Below are 17,383 nucleotides of genomic sequence, written 5' to 3'. Positions count from 1 at the left end.
TCTAATGATAAAAAAAATAGAGGATTTGTTTTGTATTTCAATAATAATACCCTGTCGGAATGAAGAGAAATTTATTGGCAGATGCTTGGATTCCATAATTAACAATGACTATCCCAAAGATAAAATTGAAATTTTGGTTATAGATGGATCGTCTGAAGATGAAACAAAGAATATTATTTTGGATTATTCAAAAAAATATTCGTTTATTAAATTATTAGAAAATCCCAAAAAATTTACTCCTTTTGGATTGAACATGGGGATTAAAGCGGCAAAAGGGGAAATTATTTTGAGGGTTGATGCTCACGCTAGATACAGAAAAGACTATATTTCGAAGTGCGTAAAATATTTGAAAGAATACAATGCTGATAATGTCGGCGGAATAATAAACACTATTCCCGAGGACGATACCGTGGCCGCAAAGTCAATCGCCATTTCTTTGTCTTCTTTTTTCGGAGCGGGAGGTTCTTATTTCAGACTGGGATCAAAAAAGCCGAGAGAAGTAGATACGGTATTCGGAGGATGTTTTAAAAAAGAAATTTTCGATAAGATTGGGCTGTTCGACGAGAGATTAGTTAGAAGTCAGGACATTGAGTTTAATAGAAGGCTAAAGAAATATGGCGGGAAAATAATGCTGGTTCCTGAAATCATCGCCGATTATTATCCCCAGTCGATTCTTAAAAATTTTTTGAAGCATAATTTTAATGATGGAATTTGGACTACTTATCCTTTGAAATTCGGAATAAATATATTTTCTTTTAGGCATTTAATTCCCTTGGTTTTTATTTCCGGGCTGTTTTTTTTGCTGGTTCTTTCTTTATTTTCCAGGATATTTTTTTATATATTTTTGTTTTCTTTTTTATTTTATTTTTTTTCTATAATTTTATTTTCCTTAAAGTTCGTTAGAAAAGATATCAGGTTTTTGTTTTTTTTGCCGGCCGCCTTTTTTTGTCGCCACTTCGGCTACGGCGCAGGATCTATTTTGGGGTTATTAAAAATATTATAAGATAAAACGTATGGAATACAGAAAACAGAAAGAAATTGAACATTACGACGAAAAGGCGGAAGAGCTAATGAAAAAAGGTTATTTAGTCGGAACCGAAGGAGATTTCGAAGGGTTTAAACCCAATGATTTAAGCAGTTTTTCTTTTTGCTATAAATTATTGGAAGAAAATTGCAAAGGAAAAAAAGTTTTAGATTACGGTTGCGGAAATGGCGTCCATACAGTTTTTTTGGCGAGAACGGGAGCCGAAAAAGTTATTGCTATTGATTTATCTGAGAAATCCTTGAAAATTGCCAGAGAAAAGGCAAAAAGAGAGGGGATGGAAGGAAAAATTGAATTTTTGGCAATGGATTGCGAAAAATTGGAATTTGCGGGAAATAGTTTTGACGTTGTTTTTGACGGAGGAAGTTTTTCTTCTTTGGATATAGAAAAGGTTTATACTGAAATTGCCAGAGTCTTAAAGTCGGGCGGAATTTTGATCGGCATTGAAACATTCGGCCATAATCCCGTGGCCAACCTAAAAAGGAAGCTTAATAAGGCGACTGGTAAAAGAACGGAGTGGGCTGAGGGGCACATTTTTAACTTAAACAGTTTAAAACTTGCGAAAAAATATTTTGGAGAAATTAAGGCTTGGCATTTCCACATCGTTTCTTTTTTAGCCATTCCTTTTCTCGAGATTCCCGGTGGTAAAATAATTTTAAAAATTTTAGAAGTAATTGACAGGGCATTACTTTCGATTCCTTTTTTAAGAAAATACGGGTTCAAGGCGGTATTTATTATGAAAAAAACAATAAAATATGTTTAAAAGATTATTTGATATTATATTTTCCTTATTGGGATTAATTTTTGTCTCTCCGTTTATTTTAATTATTGCCATTTTGATAAAGAGAGAATCTCCTGGATCTGCTTTTTATCTCGGCCAAAGAATGGGAAAGGACGGAAAGATTTTTAAGATATTCAAGTTCCGTTCAATGGTAATGAATGCCGATAAAATTGGGGGACCTTCAACTTCGGCCGACGACGCAAGGCTTTTAAAAATCGGGAAATTTTTAAAAAGACATAATTTAGACGAATTGCCTCAATTGATAAATGTATTAAAGGGAGAAATGAGTTTTGTCGGTCCTAGGCCGGAAGTGCCTTCCGAAGTTTCTTTGTATGACGAAGAAACAAAAAAGATAATTTTGAGTGTAAAGCCGGGAATAACAGATTTGGCAACCCTAGAAAATGTTCACGAAGGAGAAATCTTAAGAGGGGCAAAAGATCCCCACGAGACTTACAGATTGTTTATTCAACCAAATAAATTAAAATTAGCGAAAGAATATATCCGAAGAAGAAATTTTTGGCTTGATATTAAAATAATACTTAAAACTTTAAAATCAGCCTTGTTTTAAGTCGGTTCATAGGTAAAAAAATATTCGGCTGTAATTTATTTCTTTTTGATTTTTTTTAAAAATTAATTTAAAATAGATAGATTTAAATACTTCTTGAATTTTTTTAAATTGGAAAAAATGGATTATAATCAAATTTCCAAAAATGTCCGTAGAAATATTTTAAAAATGTTTTTCGAGTCTCAGACCGCCCATCTCGGTTCCTGTCTTTCTGTTGTCGATATTTTATCTGTTCTTTATTTTAAAACGCTTTCTATAGACGTTAAAAAGCCTTTAGATGAAAATAGGGACAGGTTTATTTTAAGCAAGGGGCATGCGGTAGCCGCCCTTTACGCCGTTCTTAGCCAAAGAGGTTTTTTTCCGATAGAAATTTTAGATACTTACTGTAAAGACGGAAGTAAATTGCCCGGCCATTCCACCAAATATTCTGTTCCGGGTATAGAAGCATCAACCGGTTCTTTGGGTCACGGTCTTTCCATGGGAGCTGGGATAGCCATTGCTGCGAAAAAAGATTTGAGAAATTACAGGGTTTTTGTTTTAATGTCAGACGGCGAATGCGAAGAAGGTTCAGTTTGGGAGGCGGCGATGTTTGCAAGCCATCACAAATTAGATAATTTGATTGGAATTGTTGACTATAATAAACTTCAAGCCTTCGGCAGAACGAACGAAATAACGGCCCTGGAGCCGCTTCGAGACAAATGGCTGGCTTTTGGTTGGCAAGTAAAAGAAATAAATGGGCATAATTTTTCTGAGATTCAAAATGCTTTTTCTAAAATTCCGTTCGAAAAGAATAAGCCCAGTTTATTGATTGCCAACACCGTAAAAGGCAAAGGAATTTCTTTCATGGAAGATAAACTAGAATGGCATTATAAAAATTTAAACAAAGAAGATTACAAAAAAGCTTTAAAAGAATTAGATTAAAAATGAGAACAATATTTATTAAAACTTTAGTTGAATTGGCTGAAAAAGATAAAAACATTTATTTTCTAACGGGAGATCTGGGCTATTCTGTTTTAGAGGATTTTATAGAAAAATTTCCAGAACGCTTTATTAACTGCGGAGTGGCCGAGCAAAATATGATGGGCGTAGCTGCCGGACTGGCTCTTTCCGGAAAAAAACCGTATGTTTATTCAATAATACCTTTTGTAACAATGAGATGTTTTGAACAAGTCAGGAATGACGTTTGTTATCAAAAATTAGACGTAAAGATAGTGGGAATAGGGGGAGGAGTTACTTATGGAAATTTAGGGGTTACCCATTATGCCATTGAAGATTTAGCTATTTTAAGGGCATTACCGAATATGACCGTTCTTTGTCCCGCTGATCCCATAGAAACGAAAGAATTGGTTTTAAAATCTTATCAAACAAAAAATCCAACTTACATTAGATTAAATAAAAAAGGAGAAGAGACATTATATGATTTTAATCCCAATATTATCATAGGAAAGCCGTCAATTTTAAAAAATGGAAAAGATGGGGCCATAATTACTACCGGCGTTCTTTTGAAAGTTGGGAGAGACGTGGTTAATAAATTAGAAAAATTCGGTTACAATTTTAAATTAATAAGTATCCATACTCTTAAACCGATAGATAAAAAAATTTTATTGGAAGAAATAAAAGATAAAAAAATAATATTTACCCTGGAAGAACATAGTGTTGTGGGTGGTTTGGGGGCCGCAGTGGCTGAAATTTTAGCAGAATCTGATTATTTAGGTTTTTTCAAAATAATTGGAATACCCGACGAATATTCATTGGAAATAGGAGATACTAAATATCTTCATCAGAAATACGGTTTTGTTCCAGAAGAAATAGTGAACCAAATTTTAAAATATAAAGAAAAAATTAAAAAAATATGAATTATAAGGTTCCTTTTATAAATTATCCTCTTCAATATCAAAAAATAAAGAAAGAAATAGACGCGGTTTTTAAAAGAATAATGGAATCGGGTGATTTAATTTATCGTTCTGATTTAGTGAAGCTCGAAAAAGATATTGCTGATTATGTTGGTAAAAAATATGGTGTTGGAACAGATAGTTGTACGGGTGCTTTATTTTTATCTTTATATGCCAACAATATTGGGCCGGGAGACGAGGTAATTACAGTAGACCATACTTATATAGCTACGATAGATGTTATTGTTCATTGTGGCGCTAAGCCGGTTTTAATCGATATCAGAGATGATTTTAATATGAATCCCGAGTTAATAGAGTCGGCAATTACAGAAAATACCAAAGCCATAATTCCCGTTCATCTCAATGGCCGTTGTTGTGAGATGGACAAGATTATGGATATTGCTAAAAGACATAACCTTATTATAATTGAAGACGCTGCCCAGTCTTTGGGAGCCAGATATAAAAATCAACCAGTAGGCTCCTTCGGTAAAACCTCTTGCTTTAGTTTTTATCCGGCAAAAATTTTAGGTTCTTATGGAGAAGGAGGAATGCTGTGTGTTGACGACAGAGATTTAGCCGAAAAACTTTATCTTTTAAGAGATCATGGAGAAACTCCGTCTTATTTAAAGACCGATGAGCAGAAGAAAAGCAAAAACAGTATAATTTCTTTTTATGGCTTCAATACAATCTTAGACAACTTACAGGCGGCTTTTTTGAACGTAAAATTTAAATATTTTTCCGGCTGGATAAAAAGAAGAAGGGAAATTGCTAATTTTTATAACAAGCAATTATTCGGAGTGGGGGATTTAATTTTACCACCTCCTCCCACGGAAGAAGGTCCTTATTTTGATGTTTTTCAGAATTATGTTATTAGAACTAAAAAACGCGACTTATTAATTAAGCATCTGGAAGAAAATGGAGTAGAGATTCTTGTTAAGTGGGGTATTCCGAATTTTCGCCAAGAGTCATTGGCAAACTTACACTCTTTTAATCTTCAAAAAACAGACCAAATTTCGAAAGAAGTTATATCTTTGCCGATATATCCCGAGTTAACGAATGAACAAACAGAATACGTAATAACTTGTATTAAAAATTTTTTTAATAAAAATTAAAAATGAAGGAATTATTGAAAAAAATAAAAAGAACGCCAACCACTAGAAAGATTTTTTTTCTATTAAATGATTTATTCTTGATACCCTTGGCTGTTTATCTGTCATTTTTTTTAAGATTTGAAGCTGAAATACCTGGTCAATACTTTGGAGCTATCATAATAATGGCCGTTTTGGCTTTATTTTTCTTAATTCCGATTTTTAATTTTAATAAGCTTTATTCTTTTTCTTGGTCTTTTGTTAGCGCCGAAGAGCTTATATCTTTAGCTAAGTCTTCTATTGTAGGATTTTCTATTTTAGGCGCAATTTTTTTTATATTTAAAGATAAAGCTATTTTTTATGGTTTTCCCCGCTCTACTTTTGTTGTGAGCTTTTTTTTGATAATTTTATTTTGCGGAGGAATTCGTTTTGCAAAAAGAGTTTATTTGCAAATTTTTGAAAGAAAATTTTCTGAATTAAAAGAAAAAACTCTGATTGTTGGAGCCGGTGATGCGGGAGAACAAATTGCAAGAAGTATTTTAATTTTAAAATCCAGTTTTTTTTATCCGGTTGGTTTTATCGACGACAATGATATAAAACAAGGGGTTACCATCCACGGATTGAAAGTTTTAGGGAGAATCGATGATATCCCTAAGATAGTTAAAGAAAATCAAATAAAAAATATAATTATTGCTTTATCTTCTGTCGGATCAAGTGTTATTAAAAAAGCGGTAGAAAAAAGCAGAGAATCCGGTATTAAGAAAATTAAAATAATTCCTTCTGTTGCCGAAATCATCGACGGTCAAATTTCTTTAGCCGACTTAAAAGAATTGAAGGTTGAGTACTTGCTTCAAAGGGAGCCTGTTTTTTTAGACCTTTCTTTAATTGAAAATTTTATAAAAAATAAAAAAATTTTAATTACCGGAGCTGCCGGTTCCATTGGTTCTGAATTATCTAGGCAGATTGCAAAATTTAATCCCGCATTGATTATTTTGCTTGATCAGGACGAAACAGGTATTTTTAATATTTCAGAACAATTAAGAGGTAAGTTTCCTAGCCTTAATTTTTCAGCTGAAATTGCCGATATTCAAGATAATGATAAAATTGATTATCTTTTCAAAAAATTTCAACCTCAGGTTTTATTTCACGCTGCTGCTTACAAGCACGTTCATTTGATGGAGGAACATCCGGACGAAGCAGTTAAAAATAATATTTTTGGAACAAAGACAGTTGCAGAGGCGGCAATGAAGTATGGATTGGAAAAATTTATTTTTATATCCAGCGATAAGGCCGTAAAACCTTCTTCTGTGATGGGCGCCACCAAAAGAATAGGGGAAATGGTTTGCCAATTTTTAAACAAAAAAGGCGTTACTAAATTTATATCAGTAAGATTTGGCAACGTTTTAGATAGCAGGGGAAGCGTTATTCCTATTTTTAAAGAACAGATTAAAAAGGGAGGGCCAATTGAAGTTACCCATCCGGAAATGAAGAGGTATTTCATGCTGATTTCAGAGGCTTGTCTTTTGGTAATGCAGGCGGCGGAAATGGGTCAAGGAGGAGAAGTATTTGTTTTAGACATGGGAAAACCGATTAAAATTTTAAACTTAGCCAAAGATTTAATTCGTTTGTCCGGCCTAGAACCCGACAAAGATATTCACATTGTTTTTACAAAACCTCGGCCTGGAGAAAAACTTTTTGAAGAAATTTTAACCGCCGAAGAAGGTGTTTTGGTAACTAAAAATCAGAATATTTTTAGCGCTAAACTTTCTGAAGTTAACGAAGAAAAATTAGAAAACAGCCTAAAGGAGCTGGAGGTTGCCGCAAAAGAAAGAAAAAAAGAAGCAGTCCTGGCAGTTTTTAAAAAATTGATTCCTTATTTCGAAAACCTTTAAATCTTGATTTTTGTATTATTTTTGTATAATATTAAGTATCATTTAAATTTCATTTATGAATAAATTTAATAATATAAAAGAATTAAAAATTGATTCTTATTCTGTTTTTTTAGGAAAATTACTAGAAAGAATGTGCTTATTTATCATAAAAATAGGCACATATTTGATATTATTTACCCCCATCATTTTATCGGGCAAATTCTTTTTTCCTTTTGTAGGGCCTAAAAGTCTTTATTTTTTTGGTTTAAGCGAAATAATTTTTCTTTTTTATGTAATTTTAGCGATTTTCTATCCTAAATATAGGCCGAAATTAAATATTTTATTAATAGCTATAATTGTATTTATAATTGCCTCTATTGTTTCCTCTGTTTTCGGAGCGGATTTTTCTCAGAGTTTTTGGTCAAAATACGAAAGAATGACGGGTCTTTTAATGTGGTTTCATCTTTTTACTTTTTTCATAGTTGTTTCTTCTGTTTTTAAAAGAAAGGACTGGTTTAGAATTTTTGAATTTTCGATAATGGTTTCTATCTTAATAGGTTTTTTAATGCTTTTAGGCCAAACCAAGATTAATCCTCTTGAAAAAATGGGTTTGGGCACTCGAGGAGGGGCTACTCTGGGAAACAGTTCTTTTCTGGCTACTTATTTAATGTTTAACGCTTTTTTTGCCCTATATCTTTTTGTTATTAATATAGGAAAAAAAAATCATAACTTTCAAAATGAATCTTTTTTTTCTTTTATTAAAATAAAAGAATTTGATATTTTTTATCCGGCAAGCTTTATTTTTCTTGTTTTGTGCTTACTTTTAAGTACCGGTCGAGCGGCAGCTATTGCTTTTTTTTGCGGAATGATTCTTATCTTTTTATTAAAAATTATTTTTTATGAAAAAGGAATTTTAAAAATAGCTGCGATTATTATTTTGACGGTCACTTCTTTAAGTTTTGCTGTGGTTTTATTTTTTTCAATCCAATTGCAAGATAATTTTGTTCAAAAGTTTTTACTTGAAAAAGTCGGTCTTTCCGCTAAGGCAAGATTATATGTTTGGGAAACAGGCTGGAACGCTTGGCTAGAGAAACCATTGTTAGGCTGGGGTCCGGAGAATTTTCATTATGCTTATTTTAAAAATTTTAATCCTAAAATGTTATTACCGGAAGCCGGAGCTGATTTGTGGTATGACCGAGCCCATAATATTGTGGTTGATTTATTGGTTTCTAACGGTATTATCGGATTTTTTAGCTATCTTGGAATCTTAGGCGCAGTTTTTTATGTATCTTGGAAAAAATATTTTACCGAAAGAGTTGATTTTTCAATTGCAGTAATATTTTCTGCGGCTTTAATTGCTTATTTTATTCAAAATCTTACTGTTTTTGATATGGTGAACAGTCTGGTAATGTTTTTTTTAATTTTAGGTTTTATAGGAAGTGTTGCCTCTGAAAGAAAAAAAGATTTTGAAAAAAAATTAATCCCTCCTAATCCTCTTATTATATTAATTATTTTTGTTGTTTTTTGTTTTTCTTTTTTTAATTTTGTTATTCAACCTTTAAGGGCCGATAATTATACGGTAGTGGCTCTTAAATCTTCAAATATTGACGAAAGAGTATCTCTTTATAAAAAAACATTAGCTATTTCTTCCTTGGGTAGAAAAGAAATAAGAGAAACCTTTACCCAATATGCATCAATGCTTTCCCAGCAAGAATTATCCCAACAGGTTCCGGAAGATTATCAAAAAAAGGAGCTTGATTTTGCAATTGACGCAATGAAAGAAAATATTAAAGAACAACCCCTACTCTATACTTCTTATTTATCTCTCGGCAGGCTTTATAATATTTACGGACGTTTCGATTCCTCCAAGTTTGACTTGTCAGAAGAGGTTTTAAAAAAAGCAATAGAAATAGGGCCTGGTAATCAACAGGGTTACTGGGCTTTAGCTCAAACAGAGCTTTTTAAAAATAAACCCGAAGAAGCTATGTCTTTAGCTAAAAAAGCCATAGACTTAGAGCCTAGAGCCGAAAGATCTCACTTAGTAGCAATTCAAATCGCTCAAATAATAGCAAGGGTAACCGGCAATACGAGTTTTGTTCAAGAAAGAGTTGATGAGGCCCTTAAAATTAATCCTGATTGGCGGACAGATATTGAGCCTATTTTAAAATCAATATAAAGATCAAGGTTGCCCTTGTAAAGATCAAGGTTGCCCTTGACAATTTTTTTAAATTTGCTAATATTTAAACAGTGAGTGTAATCTGATTTATCGGATTACAATTCTAAAGTTGGCAAAAGACCTCCCTCGAGCGAGGCCTTTTGCTTTTTAAAAGAAATTTTTATATAATTTAAATTGGGCCGGAAGGTACGCACTCACTAAAAAACTTAGAATTGGAGTCAACTCTTCCGGCCCTTTTGTTTTTTTTCTAAAACTGTTATAAATAAAAAAATGGTTCCTAAATTTAAAAAAAATATTAAATTAGCTCCCTATACAACCTTTAAAATTGGAGGCGCTGCGAAATATTTTTTTACAGCTAGAACGAAAAAAGAATTAATCAGAGCGATAGGAGAATCAAAGAAAATGAAAATCCCAGTTTTTGTTTTAGGACAAGGAAGCAATCTTTTGGTTGCAGACAACGGATTTGACGGATTAGTTATAAAAATCCAAAATTCTAACTTTAAGACCAAAGGACTTGAAGTCTTTGCAGAAGCGGGTGTTTCTTTATCGAAAGTGGTCAATGAATCGGCGGAAAAAGGGCTTTCAGGATTAGGGTGGGCGAGAGGAATTTATGGAACCGTTGGCGGAGCAATAAGAGGCAATGCCGGAGCTTTTGGCGGGGAAATTAAAGATGTTATAGGAGAAGTAGAGGCTTATGACGCTAAAACCGAGAAAATCAGAGCTTTTAAAGTAAATGAATGTTGTTTTAAATATCGAGAGAGTATTTTTAAAAAAAGAGAAAATTTAATTATTCTTTCGGCCGTCTTTAAATTAAAAAAAGGTGAAAAAAACAAAATTAAAAAAGATATAAAAGGTTATTTAGATTATCGAATCAAAAATCACCCTTTAGATTTTCCATCGGCCGGGTCTGTTTTTAAAAATCCTCCTCAAAAATCAGCCGGTGAGCTGATTGAGAAATGCGGACTGAAAGGAAAAATCATTGGTAAAGCTCAAATTTCTTCAAAACACGCTAATTTTATAATCAATTTAGGCGGAGCTAAAGCCGATGATGTTTTAAATTTAATTAATTTGGCAAAGAGAAAAGTAAAAGAAAAATTTAAAATTGAACTAAGAGAAGAAATCAAATATTTAGGATTTTAATTTTTAAATTAAATAATCAAACAAAAAAACAATATGAAAATTATTATTAAAACAACCAATATTGACTTGACCCCCTCACTGAAAGATTATGCTGAAAAAAAAATAGGGGAGCTGGAAAAGTTTCTTCAGCGAATTGGGGAAAAAGGTCAAGATTTTGAAAAAGGGAAACCTTCTTACGAGGCTTGGGTAGAGCTGGAAAGGACCACTCATCATCACCATAAAGGAAAAGTTTTTCGAGCCGAATGCCAAATAAGGTTGCCCGGCAGAAGTTTGAGAGCTGAATCAATTAAAGAAGACATGTATTTGGCAATTGATGAGGTCAAGGACGAATTACAGGGAGAAATTGACCGATATAAACAAAAACAGGTTTCAAGATATAAAAGAATGGCCCGAAGAATTAAAAATTTTCTTTTGTTCCGATAAATCGGGACAAAAGAATTTGCTCTAAAGGGGATACTCCGCCCCTAATGAATGGAGTAGTTTATAATATTTTTTACTTCAAGAGGTTAGGTTGGCTTCGATATTCGAAAAAAATCGCCAATTAGGCGATTTTTTGTTTGATATTTTTAAAATATTTTTTTATTTTTTAACTATATTTTCTTCTCTTAATTTTTTAAAAAGGTCGACTGATAAAAACACTAAGATAAAGAAAAGAGCAAACCTGATCGCTTCCTCAAATTCAATATTAAAAATAATTAAAAAAGTAACTAATATAATGGCTAAAAAGAGAATAACGTATATAATGTTTTTTATAATTGATAACGGATTTTTCCTTTGGTTTGCCATAAATTTTTTATTTATTTCTTTATTTAATAATAGTACTTTTAATAGTATTGTTCAAATTATCTGTGGATAAGATTATTTATTTTTACATTATTTATTCCTTGAATATTTGAAAAAAATGTTGTAAAATAAAAAACAATTTTAAACAATCAATTTTATGATTTTTGATAAGATTTTTGCGAACTCTAATGAAAGATATATAAAAAGCATAAAACCCTTGATAGAAAAAATTAACGGTTTTGAAAAAGAAACCGAAAAATTTTCTTTAGATGAAATTAGAGTAAAAACAAAAGATTTTAAAGAAAGAATTGGAAAGGGAGAAAATTTGGATGATTTATTGCCCGAAGCTTTTGCTTTGGCCAGGGAAGCATCCAAAAGAACCCTAAAACAGCGACATTTTGATTGCCAGTTAATGGGCGGAATCGCCCTGCATCAGGGAAAAATCGTTGAGATGAAAACCGGAGAAGGGAAAACCTTAGTAGCTACTTTGGCCGTTTATCTCAATGCTTTGACTGAAAAGGGCGTCCACGTGGTAACGGTCAACGACTATTTATCTCGGAGAGACGCGGTTTGGATGGGTCAAATTTACGATTCTTTGGGTTTGTCGACTTCTTGCTTGAATCATGAGCAGTCGTTTTTATATGACCCAAGTTATAAAAAACCGGACGAAGAGCAAGATAAGGCCAGAGACGAACTCGGCTCCTTTAAAATAGTTCAAAATTTTTTGAGGCCGATTTCTCGGAGAGAAGCTTATCTTGCAGACATTACTTATGGTACTAATAATGAATTCGGCTTCGATTATTTAAGAGATAACTTGGTTTATGATTTAAAAGATCAATCTCAGCGAGGATATAATTTTGCCATTGTTGACGAGGTTGACTCCATTTTAATCGATGAAGCCCGTACTCCTTTAATAATATCTATGCCCGAAACGGCTTTAATGTCGGAAAAAGAATGGAAAGAAGAACAGCAAAGATATTATCAGATTGCTAGAATTGCTGAACAGTTAAAAAAAGAAGTAGATTATTCAATCGATGAAAAACAAAAAACATTTGAATGGACAAAAGAAGGCCAAGAAAATTTTATTAAAATTTTAGGAAAAGACCCTTGGTCAGAAAATGGTCCTTGGTCAGAAAAAGATTTTTTAGATTCACAAAATTTATTAAAAAAAATAGATAATGCCATAAGAAAAAAAGAATTTTTTATTTTAGACAGGGAATATGTGGTAAAAAATGGAGAAATAATTATCGTTGATGAATTTACTGGCAGGTTAATGCCAGGGAGAAGATGGTCTCATGGGTTGCATCAAGCAGCTGAAGCTAAAGAATATATTCAGGGTAAAGGAAATGAAGTACAGCCCGTATCAAAAACTTTAGCTTCTGTTACTTTTCAAAACTATTTTCGAATGTATAAAAAATTAGCTGGAATGACTGGTACCGCCTTAACTTCGGCTGAAGAATTTGACAAGGTTTATCATCTGGAGGCTGAGAATATTCCCACTAATTTACCCCTTGCCAGAAAAAATTTGCCTGACAGGATTTATCGAACCGAAAAAGGAAAATTCAAAGCCGTGGTGGAAGAAATTAAAAAAAGACATTCAATTGGGCAGCCGATTTTGATCGGGACAAGGTCGGTTGAAAAAAACGAATATTTGGGACAGATTTTGGAAAGAGAAGGAATTCCCCATCAAATTTTAAACGCTAAGCACCACGAAAAAGAAGGTGAAATTATTGCTCAGGCCGGAAGATTAGGGGCTGTAACCGTAGCCACAAACATGGCCGGCAGAGGAGTGGATATTATTTTAGGTGGTAATCCGCCAAATCTGGATGAAGCCAAGAAAACAAAAGAAGCAGGAGGGTTGCATATAATAGGAACCGAAAGGCATGAAGCTCGGAGAATTGACAATCAATTGAGAGGAAGAGCCGGCCGGCAGGGAGATCCGGGTTCTTCCCAATTTTTTGTTTCTTTGGATGACGACTTAATGAGAATTTTCGGCGGAGACCGGTTAAAATCTTTAATGGAAAGGTTAAACATTCCCGAAGACCAGCCCATAGAAGCCAAGTTAATTTCCAACGCCATTGAGTCTGCCCAATCAAAAATTGAAGGCATGAATTTTGACATTCGAAAGCACGTTTTGGAATATGATGACGTAATGAACAAACACCGGGAAACGATTTACAGGAAAAGAAAAGAATTTTTAACGGCTTCGCCCCAAGAACTGAAAGAAAAAATTTTAAAAATAGTGCGAGACCAGGGTTTTTCAGAAAAAGATTACGAGGTTAAAGAAAAGGAAATAGGGGAAGAGAATATGAGAAAAATTGAAAAAATAGCCTCTTTGAGAACTTTGGACTCTTTTTGGATGGACCATATAGATTCCATGGAGGACCTAAAGGATGCCGTAGGATTAAGAGCTTACGGCCAGCAGGACCCTTTAGTTGAATATAAAACCGAAGGCCATCAGCGTTTTAAAAATCTTTTAAAAATTATTGAATCAGCAATTATTCAATCTATTTTAAAAGCCGAGATAAGGAAAGAACCAAATCAAAATACCTTAAGGGATAACGCTTCTTCAGCTGCTTATTTTCCCAAAACTAAAGAAACTCCCGGCCGAAACGATCCTTGTCCGTGTGGAAGTGGGAAAAAATATAAGCGTTGTCATGGCGTATGACAACGCGTAATCCCGTAGCGAAGCGAAGCTTCTGCTACTGAGATAAGAAATGTCACGGTATATAAAAAGGTATGAGAGCTTACATTACATCGTCATTTGGAGATAGTAGAGAAACGATAGAACAATTATGTTCCATTGTTAAATCCGCTGGGTTCGAAGACTTTAGTTTTATTCGAGACGTAGAAAATTATCAAAAAGTTTTTGATAATCCCAAGGATCTCATGCAAAGATCAAAAGAGGAAATTCAAAAATCGGATGCCTTGCTAATTGATATGACCGATAAGCCAACAGGACGGGCAATTGAGGCAGGAATAGCATATGCTCTTGGTAAGAAAATTATAGTAATTATGAAACGAGGAACGCGAATTAAGGACACAACTAAGGGAATCGCTGATAAGATAATTGAATATGACAGAATAAAAGATATTATAACAGAACTTAAAGCGTTTTTTATCAAAGGAAAAAAATAAAAACATGTATTTAATTCCCTTCGGTTGTTTAATCATTATTTTGTTAGCTTTATCGCTGCCCCTCTTGTTTATTTTAGTTTTTTTTCGTATTATTAGTTTTGGATTTGGGAATTTAGGTTTTGCAGAGGAAGCCACTTTTTTAATGTTATTGTTGATTTTTGCAGGATCTTTGGTTAATATTCCTTTAACCAGACCAAAGAGAGTTTATATAGAAAAACCTTATTTTTTCAATCTTTTTAAAAAACAAGAAATCGTTTCTCAGGGAATAGCAATAAATTTGGGAGGAGCAATCATTCCCATTTTAATTTCAATCTTCTTTTTAACTAAAGTTCCCTTAAAACCGACCTTACTCGCTACGGCCCTGATGGTTGTTGTTGCTTATTCATTGTCAAAGATAATTCCCGGGCAAGGAATAGCCCTGCCGGCCTTTGTCCCTCCTATTTTTTCCGCTATTATTTCTTTGATTTTAGTACCCGGTTTTTCAGCTCCCGTAGCTTTTATTTCCGGAGTAATAGGCGTTTTAGTAGGGGCTGATATTCTTAAAATCAGAAAAATAAGAAAATTTTATTCCGGAACTTTATCAATAGGGGGAGCGGGCGTTTTTGACGGAATATTTTTAGTGGGGATTGCTTCAGCTTTTTTAACCGGTTTTTAACATGAAAAGAAAAACTAACTTAATTTTAATTTTGATTTTAGCCGGGGCCTTGCTGGCCGGAATTTTTGATTATCCGAAATATTTTAATCAGGGCGTAGATTTTTTTAATCATAAATTTTCTTTTAGCTTTCCTCATTTTCCCGACAAACCCTTCAAGCTCGGATTGGACCTTCAAGGGGGAATCCACTTGGTTTACGAAGCGGACCTGTCCGGCATTGAGCAAAGGGATTTTGACTCGGTAATGGAAGGACTGAGAGATGTTATTGAAAGAAGAGTGAATTTGTTTGGCGTGGTTGAGCCCTTGGTTCAGACGGAAAAAGCCGGAAATTATTATCGCTTAATCATAGAGCTGGCCGGAATAAAAGACGTGAACGAAGCCATTAAAATGGTTGGAGAAACTCCGTTTCTGGAGTTTAAAGAGGTGAAGTCAGATTATGAAAAAATTGTAGAAAATAATCAGAAAATCCAAGGAGGTACGGCAACCGGGACAATGGAAGATCCTTTTCAATCAACTCTTTTAACTGGTAAATATTTGAAAGGAGCAAGGGTTGAATTCAGCCAGGTAACGGGCGAGGCTGGCGTTGCTTTACAATTTGATGAAGAAGGAGCAAAGGTTTTTACTGATCTTACCGAAAAAAATGTTGGCAAGCCCTTGGCTATTTTTATTGACGGCATTTTGTTATCGGCCCCTAAGGTAAATGAAAAAATTTCGGGCGGCCGAGCCCAAATCACGGGAAAGTTTACGGTTCAGGAAGCAAAAGATTTGGCCCAGAATTTGAGCGCCGGCGCTTTACCTGTGCATATAAAACTTATTTCCCAGCAAGTAGTGGGCCCCACCTTGGGAAGCGTTTCTTTAGAAAAAAGTTTGAAAGCCGGAATTCTTTCCTTTTTAATAATTATTGCGTTCATGATTTTGATTTATCGATTGCCGGGTTTTTTATCTTCAATCTCATTATTAATTTATGTAATTTTAGTTTTAGCCGTTTTTAAAGCGGTACCCATAACCCTTACCTTGGCCGGAATAGCCGGTTTTATTTTATCAATCGGCATGGCGATTGACGCTAATATTTTGATTTTTGCCCGGATGAGAGAAGAAAGAAAAGAGCAAAAAAGCTTTGAAACCGTGGTTGAAAACGGATTTAACAGGGCTTTTTCTTCGATCAGGGACAGTAACCTGACCACGATAGTAGTCGCCTTAATTCTTTTTGGGTTAGGAACAGGCTTTGTAAAGGGTTACGCGTTCGCTTTGTTTATCGGTGTTTCCATCAGTTTTTTTACGGCAATTGTTATTACTAAAAATTTAATAAAGGTTTTTGTCGGCACTAAATTTGAAAAATGGGAAAAACTATGGCGATAAATTTTGTTAAACACAATAAACTTTACCTTATTTTCTCCGGAATTTTTGTTTTGCTGGCAGCTTTTTCTCTGTTGATTTTTGGCTTGAAATTCAGCATTGATTTTACAGGCGGCAGTATTTTGGAAATTGAATACCAAAACCAAAGACCTTCCAATCAAGAAATCCAAAATAAATTATCCGATTTAAATTTAGGCGAGATAACCGTTCAGCCGACCGAAGAAAAAGGCGTTATTTTAAGAATGAAAGAATTGTCGCCGGAGGTTCATGCGCAAATATTACAAAGATTGGGAGAAAAACAGGAATTAAAAGAAATCAGGTTTGAGGCCATAGGACCGGTAGTTGGCAATGAAGTTAAAGAAAAAACCAAAAAAGCGACCATTTTTTCTATAATTGCGATACTTTTTTATATCACCGTTGCTTTCAGAAAGGTCTCGGCCGGTCCCGTTAAATCTTGGCAATATGCAATCGCCGCTACCATTGCTCTTTGTCACGATGTTTTCATTGTTATAGGCCTTTTTGCTCTTTTTGGAAGATTTTATCTCATTGAAATTTCCTTGCCCATTATTGTCGCCCTGATTACTGTTTTCGGTTATTCAATTAACGATACGGTGGTTATTTTTGACCGAATCAGGGAAAACGTTTTTAAAAAGAACTTTTCTTTTGAACAAGCGGTTAACGAAAGCTTAAATCAAACTCTTTTTCGTTCAATTAACACCTCTTTAACTGTAGAATTTTGCTTATTGATGATTTTCTTTTTTGGAGGGGAAACTTTAAAATATTTCAGCTTAGCTTTGATTTTAGGAGTGGCTTTCGGAACCTATTCCTCTATTTTTATCGCTCCGCCTATTCTAGTATGGTGGAATAAGAGGAAAAGGTCTTGACATTATTTTTGAAA

At 33.8% G+C, this 17,383-nt stretch carries 16 protein-coding genes; 15 read left to right on the top strand and 1 reads right to left on the bottom strand.

Annotated elements, in window-relative coordinates; translation table 11 throughout:
• Window positions 1–4 precede the first annotated feature (4 nt).
• The 10 genes from NTU58_00205 to raiA all read left to right on the top strand — a co-directional run bounded on the left by NTU58_00205 (window position 5) and on the right by raiA (window position 10,978).
• A complete protein-coding gene (locus tag NTU58_00205) occupies window positions 5–1,003 on the top strand; it encodes a glycosyltransferase family 2 protein (protein MCX6764122.1) in 999 nt (332 codons plus the stop codon).
• 10 nt (window positions 1,004–1,013) lie between these two features.
• Entirely contained in the window at window positions 1,014–1,805 is a 792-nt protein-coding gene (locus NTU58_00200) for a class I SAM-dependent methyltransferase (GenBank protein ID MCX6764121.1), read from the top strand.
• The gene (locus NTU58_00195) at window positions 1,798–2,391 is read left to right on the top strand and encodes a sugar transferase (protein MCX6764120.1); all 594 of its coding nucleotides are present in this window, start codon (window positions 1,798–1,800) and stop codon (window positions 2,389–2,391) included. Before NTU58_00200 ends, NTU58_00195 begins: the two co-directional genes overlap by 8 nt.
• A 93-nt stretch (window positions 2,392–2,484) precedes the next feature.
• Window positions 2,485–3,309: a transketolase gene (locus NTU58_00190; GenBank protein ID MCX6764119.1), complete on the top strand. Its 825-nt coding sequence runs from the start codon at window positions 2,485–2,487 to the stop codon at window positions 3,307–3,309.
• Window positions 3,310–3,311: 2 nt separating this feature from the next.
• On the top strand, window positions 3,312–4,244 hold the full coding sequence (locus tag NTU58_00185; GenBank protein ID MCX6764118.1) for a 1-deoxy-D-xylulose-5-phosphate synthase: 933 nt from the start codon (window positions 3,312–3,314) through the stop codon (window positions 4,242–4,244).
• Complete coding sequence (locus NTU58_00180; GenBank protein MCX6764117.1) at window positions 4,241–5,392, top strand: DegT/DnrJ/EryC1/StrS family aminotransferase; 1,152 nt, start codon at window positions 4,241–4,243, stop codon at window positions 5,390–5,392. Before NTU58_00185 ends, NTU58_00180 begins: the two co-directional genes overlap by 4 nt.
• Window positions 5,393–5,394: 2 nt before the next feature.
• On the top strand, window positions 5,395–7,260 hold the full coding sequence (locus tag NTU58_00175; protein MCX6764116.1) for a nucleoside-diphosphate sugar epimerase/dehydratase: 1,866 nt from the start codon (window positions 5,395–5,397) through the stop codon (window positions 7,258–7,260).
• A gap of 55 nt (window positions 7,261–7,315) precedes the next feature.
• Window positions 7,316–9,415: an O-antigen ligase family protein gene (locus tag NTU58_00170; GenBank protein MCX6764115.1), complete on the top strand. Its 2,100-nt coding sequence runs from the start codon at window positions 7,316–7,318 to the stop codon at window positions 9,413–9,415.
• 270 nt (window positions 9,416–9,685) lie between these two features.
• On the top strand, window positions 9,686–10,555 hold the full coding sequence (murB, locus tag NTU58_00165) for a UDP-N-acetylmuramate dehydrogenase (GenBank protein MCX6764114.1): 870 nt from the start codon (window positions 9,686–9,688) through the stop codon (window positions 10,553–10,555).
• A gap of 33 nt (window positions 10,556–10,588) precedes the next feature.
• Complete coding sequence (gene raiA, locus NTU58_00160; protein ID MCX6764113.1) at window positions 10,589–10,978, top strand: ribosome-associated translation inhibitor RaiA; 390 nt, start codon at window positions 10,589–10,591, stop codon at window positions 10,976–10,978.
• Between the two features lie 156 nt (window positions 10,979–11,134).
• Here raiA and NTU58_00155 read toward each other — a convergent pair whose 3' ends face one another.
• Window positions 11,135–11,341: a hypothetical protein gene (locus NTU58_00155; GenBank protein MCX6764112.1), complete on the bottom strand. Its 207-nt coding sequence runs from the start codon at window positions 11,339–11,341 to the stop codon at window positions 11,135–11,137.
• Between the two features lie 154 nt (window positions 11,342–11,495).
• Here NTU58_00155 and secA point away from each other — a divergent pair, with 154 nt between their 5' ends.
• The 5 genes from secA to secF all read left to right on the top strand — a co-directional run bounded on the left by secA (window position 11,496) and on the right by secF (window position 17,369).
• The gene (secA, locus tag NTU58_00150) at window positions 11,496–14,006 is read left to right on the top strand and encodes a preprotein translocase subunit SecA (protein MCX6764111.1); all 2,511 of its coding nucleotides are present in this window, start codon (window positions 11,496–11,498) and stop codon (window positions 14,004–14,006) included.
• Between the two features lie 71 nt (window positions 14,007–14,077).
• The gene (locus NTU58_00145) at window positions 14,078–14,476 is read left to right on the top strand and encodes a nucleoside 2-deoxyribosyltransferase (GenBank protein MCX6764110.1); all 399 of its coding nucleotides are present in this window, start codon (window positions 14,078–14,080) and stop codon (window positions 14,474–14,476) included.
• Window positions 14,477–14,480: 4 nt separating this feature from the next.
• Complete coding sequence (locus NTU58_00140; GenBank protein ID MCX6764109.1) at window positions 14,481–15,131, top strand: DUF1614 domain-containing protein; 651 nt, start codon at window positions 14,481–14,483, stop codon at window positions 15,129–15,131.
• A 1-nt stretch (window position 15,132) separates the two neighbouring features.
• The gene (gene secD / locus NTU58_00135; GenBank protein MCX6764108.1) at window positions 15,133–16,488 is read left to right on the top strand and encodes a protein translocase subunit SecD; all 1,356 of its coding nucleotides are present in this window, start codon (window positions 15,133–15,135) and stop codon (window positions 16,486–16,488) included.
• Complete coding sequence (gene secF, locus NTU58_00130) at window positions 16,479–17,369, top strand: protein translocase subunit SecF (GenBank protein MCX6764107.1); 891 nt, start codon at window positions 16,479–16,481, stop codon at window positions 17,367–17,369. Before secD ends, secF begins: the two co-directional genes overlap by 10 nt.
• Window positions 17,370–17,383 lie beyond the last annotated feature (14 nt).

The sequence above is a fragment of the Candidatus Nealsonbacteria bacterium genome (assembly GCA_026396195.1).
In the GTDB taxonomy this organism is placed as follows: domain Bacteria; phylum Patescibacteriota; class Minisyncoccia; order Minisyncoccales; family JAGGXC01; genus JAPLXH01.
This window is presented reverse-complemented; position numbering and strand designations above follow the sequence as displayed.

What these genes read in the sequence shown, in the direction of transcription:
- NTU58_00205 (MCX6764122.1), top strand. Translation starts at nt 5, where the DNA reads ATGATAAAAAAAATAGAGGATTTGTTTTGTATTTCAATAATAATACCC.
- NTU58_00140 (MCX6764109.1), top strand. Translation starts at nt 14,481, where the DNA reads ATGTATTTAATTCCCTTCGGTTGTTTAATCATTATTTTGTTAGCTTTA.
- NTU58_00195 (MCX6764120.1), top strand. Translation starts at nt 1,798, where the DNA reads ATGTTTAAAAGATTATTTGATATTATATTTTCCTTATTGGGATTAATT.
- secD (MCX6764108.1), top strand. Translation starts at nt 15,133, where the DNA reads ATGAAAAGAAAAACTAACTTAATTTTAATTTTGATTTTAGCCGGGGCC.
- murB (MCX6764114.1), top strand. Translation starts at nt 9,686, where the DNA reads ATGGTTCCTAAATTTAAAAAAAATATTAAATTAGCTCCCTATACAACC.
- NTU58_00145 (MCX6764110.1), top strand. Translation starts at nt 14,078, where the DNA reads ATGAGAGCTTACATTACATCGTCATTTGGAGATAGTAGAGAAACGATA.
- NTU58_00170 (MCX6764115.1), top strand. Translation starts at nt 7,316, where the DNA reads ATGAATAAATTTAATAATATAAAAGAATTAAAAATTGATTCTTATTCT.
- secA (MCX6764111.1), top strand. Translation starts at nt 11,496, where the DNA reads ATGATTTTTGATAAGATTTTTGCGAACTCTAATGAAAGATATATAAAA.
- NTU58_00155 (MCX6764112.1), bottom strand. Translation starts at nt 11,341, where the DNA reads ATGGCAAACCAAAGGAAAAATCCGTTATCAATTATAAAAAACATTATA.
- NTU58_00200 (MCX6764121.1), top strand. Translation starts at nt 1,014, where the DNA reads ATGGAATACAGAAAACAGAAAGAAATTGAACATTACGACGAAAAGGCG.
- raiA (MCX6764113.1), top strand. Translation starts at nt 10,589, where the DNA reads ATGAAAATTATTATTAAAACAACCAATATTGACTTGACCCCCTCACTG.
- NTU58_00180 (MCX6764117.1), top strand. Translation starts at nt 4,241, where the DNA reads ATGAATTATAAGGTTCCTTTTATAAATTATCCTCTTCAATATCAAAAA.
- NTU58_00185 (MCX6764118.1), top strand. Translation starts at nt 3,312, where the DNA reads ATGAGAACAATATTTATTAAAACTTTAGTTGAATTGGCTGAAAAAGAT.
- secF (MCX6764107.1), top strand. Translation starts at nt 16,479, where the DNA reads ATGGCGATAAATTTTGTTAAACACAATAAACTTTACCTTATTTTCTCC.
- NTU58_00175 (MCX6764116.1), top strand. Translation starts at nt 5,395, where the DNA reads ATGAAGGAATTATTGAAAAAAATAAAAAGAACGCCAACCACTAGAAAG.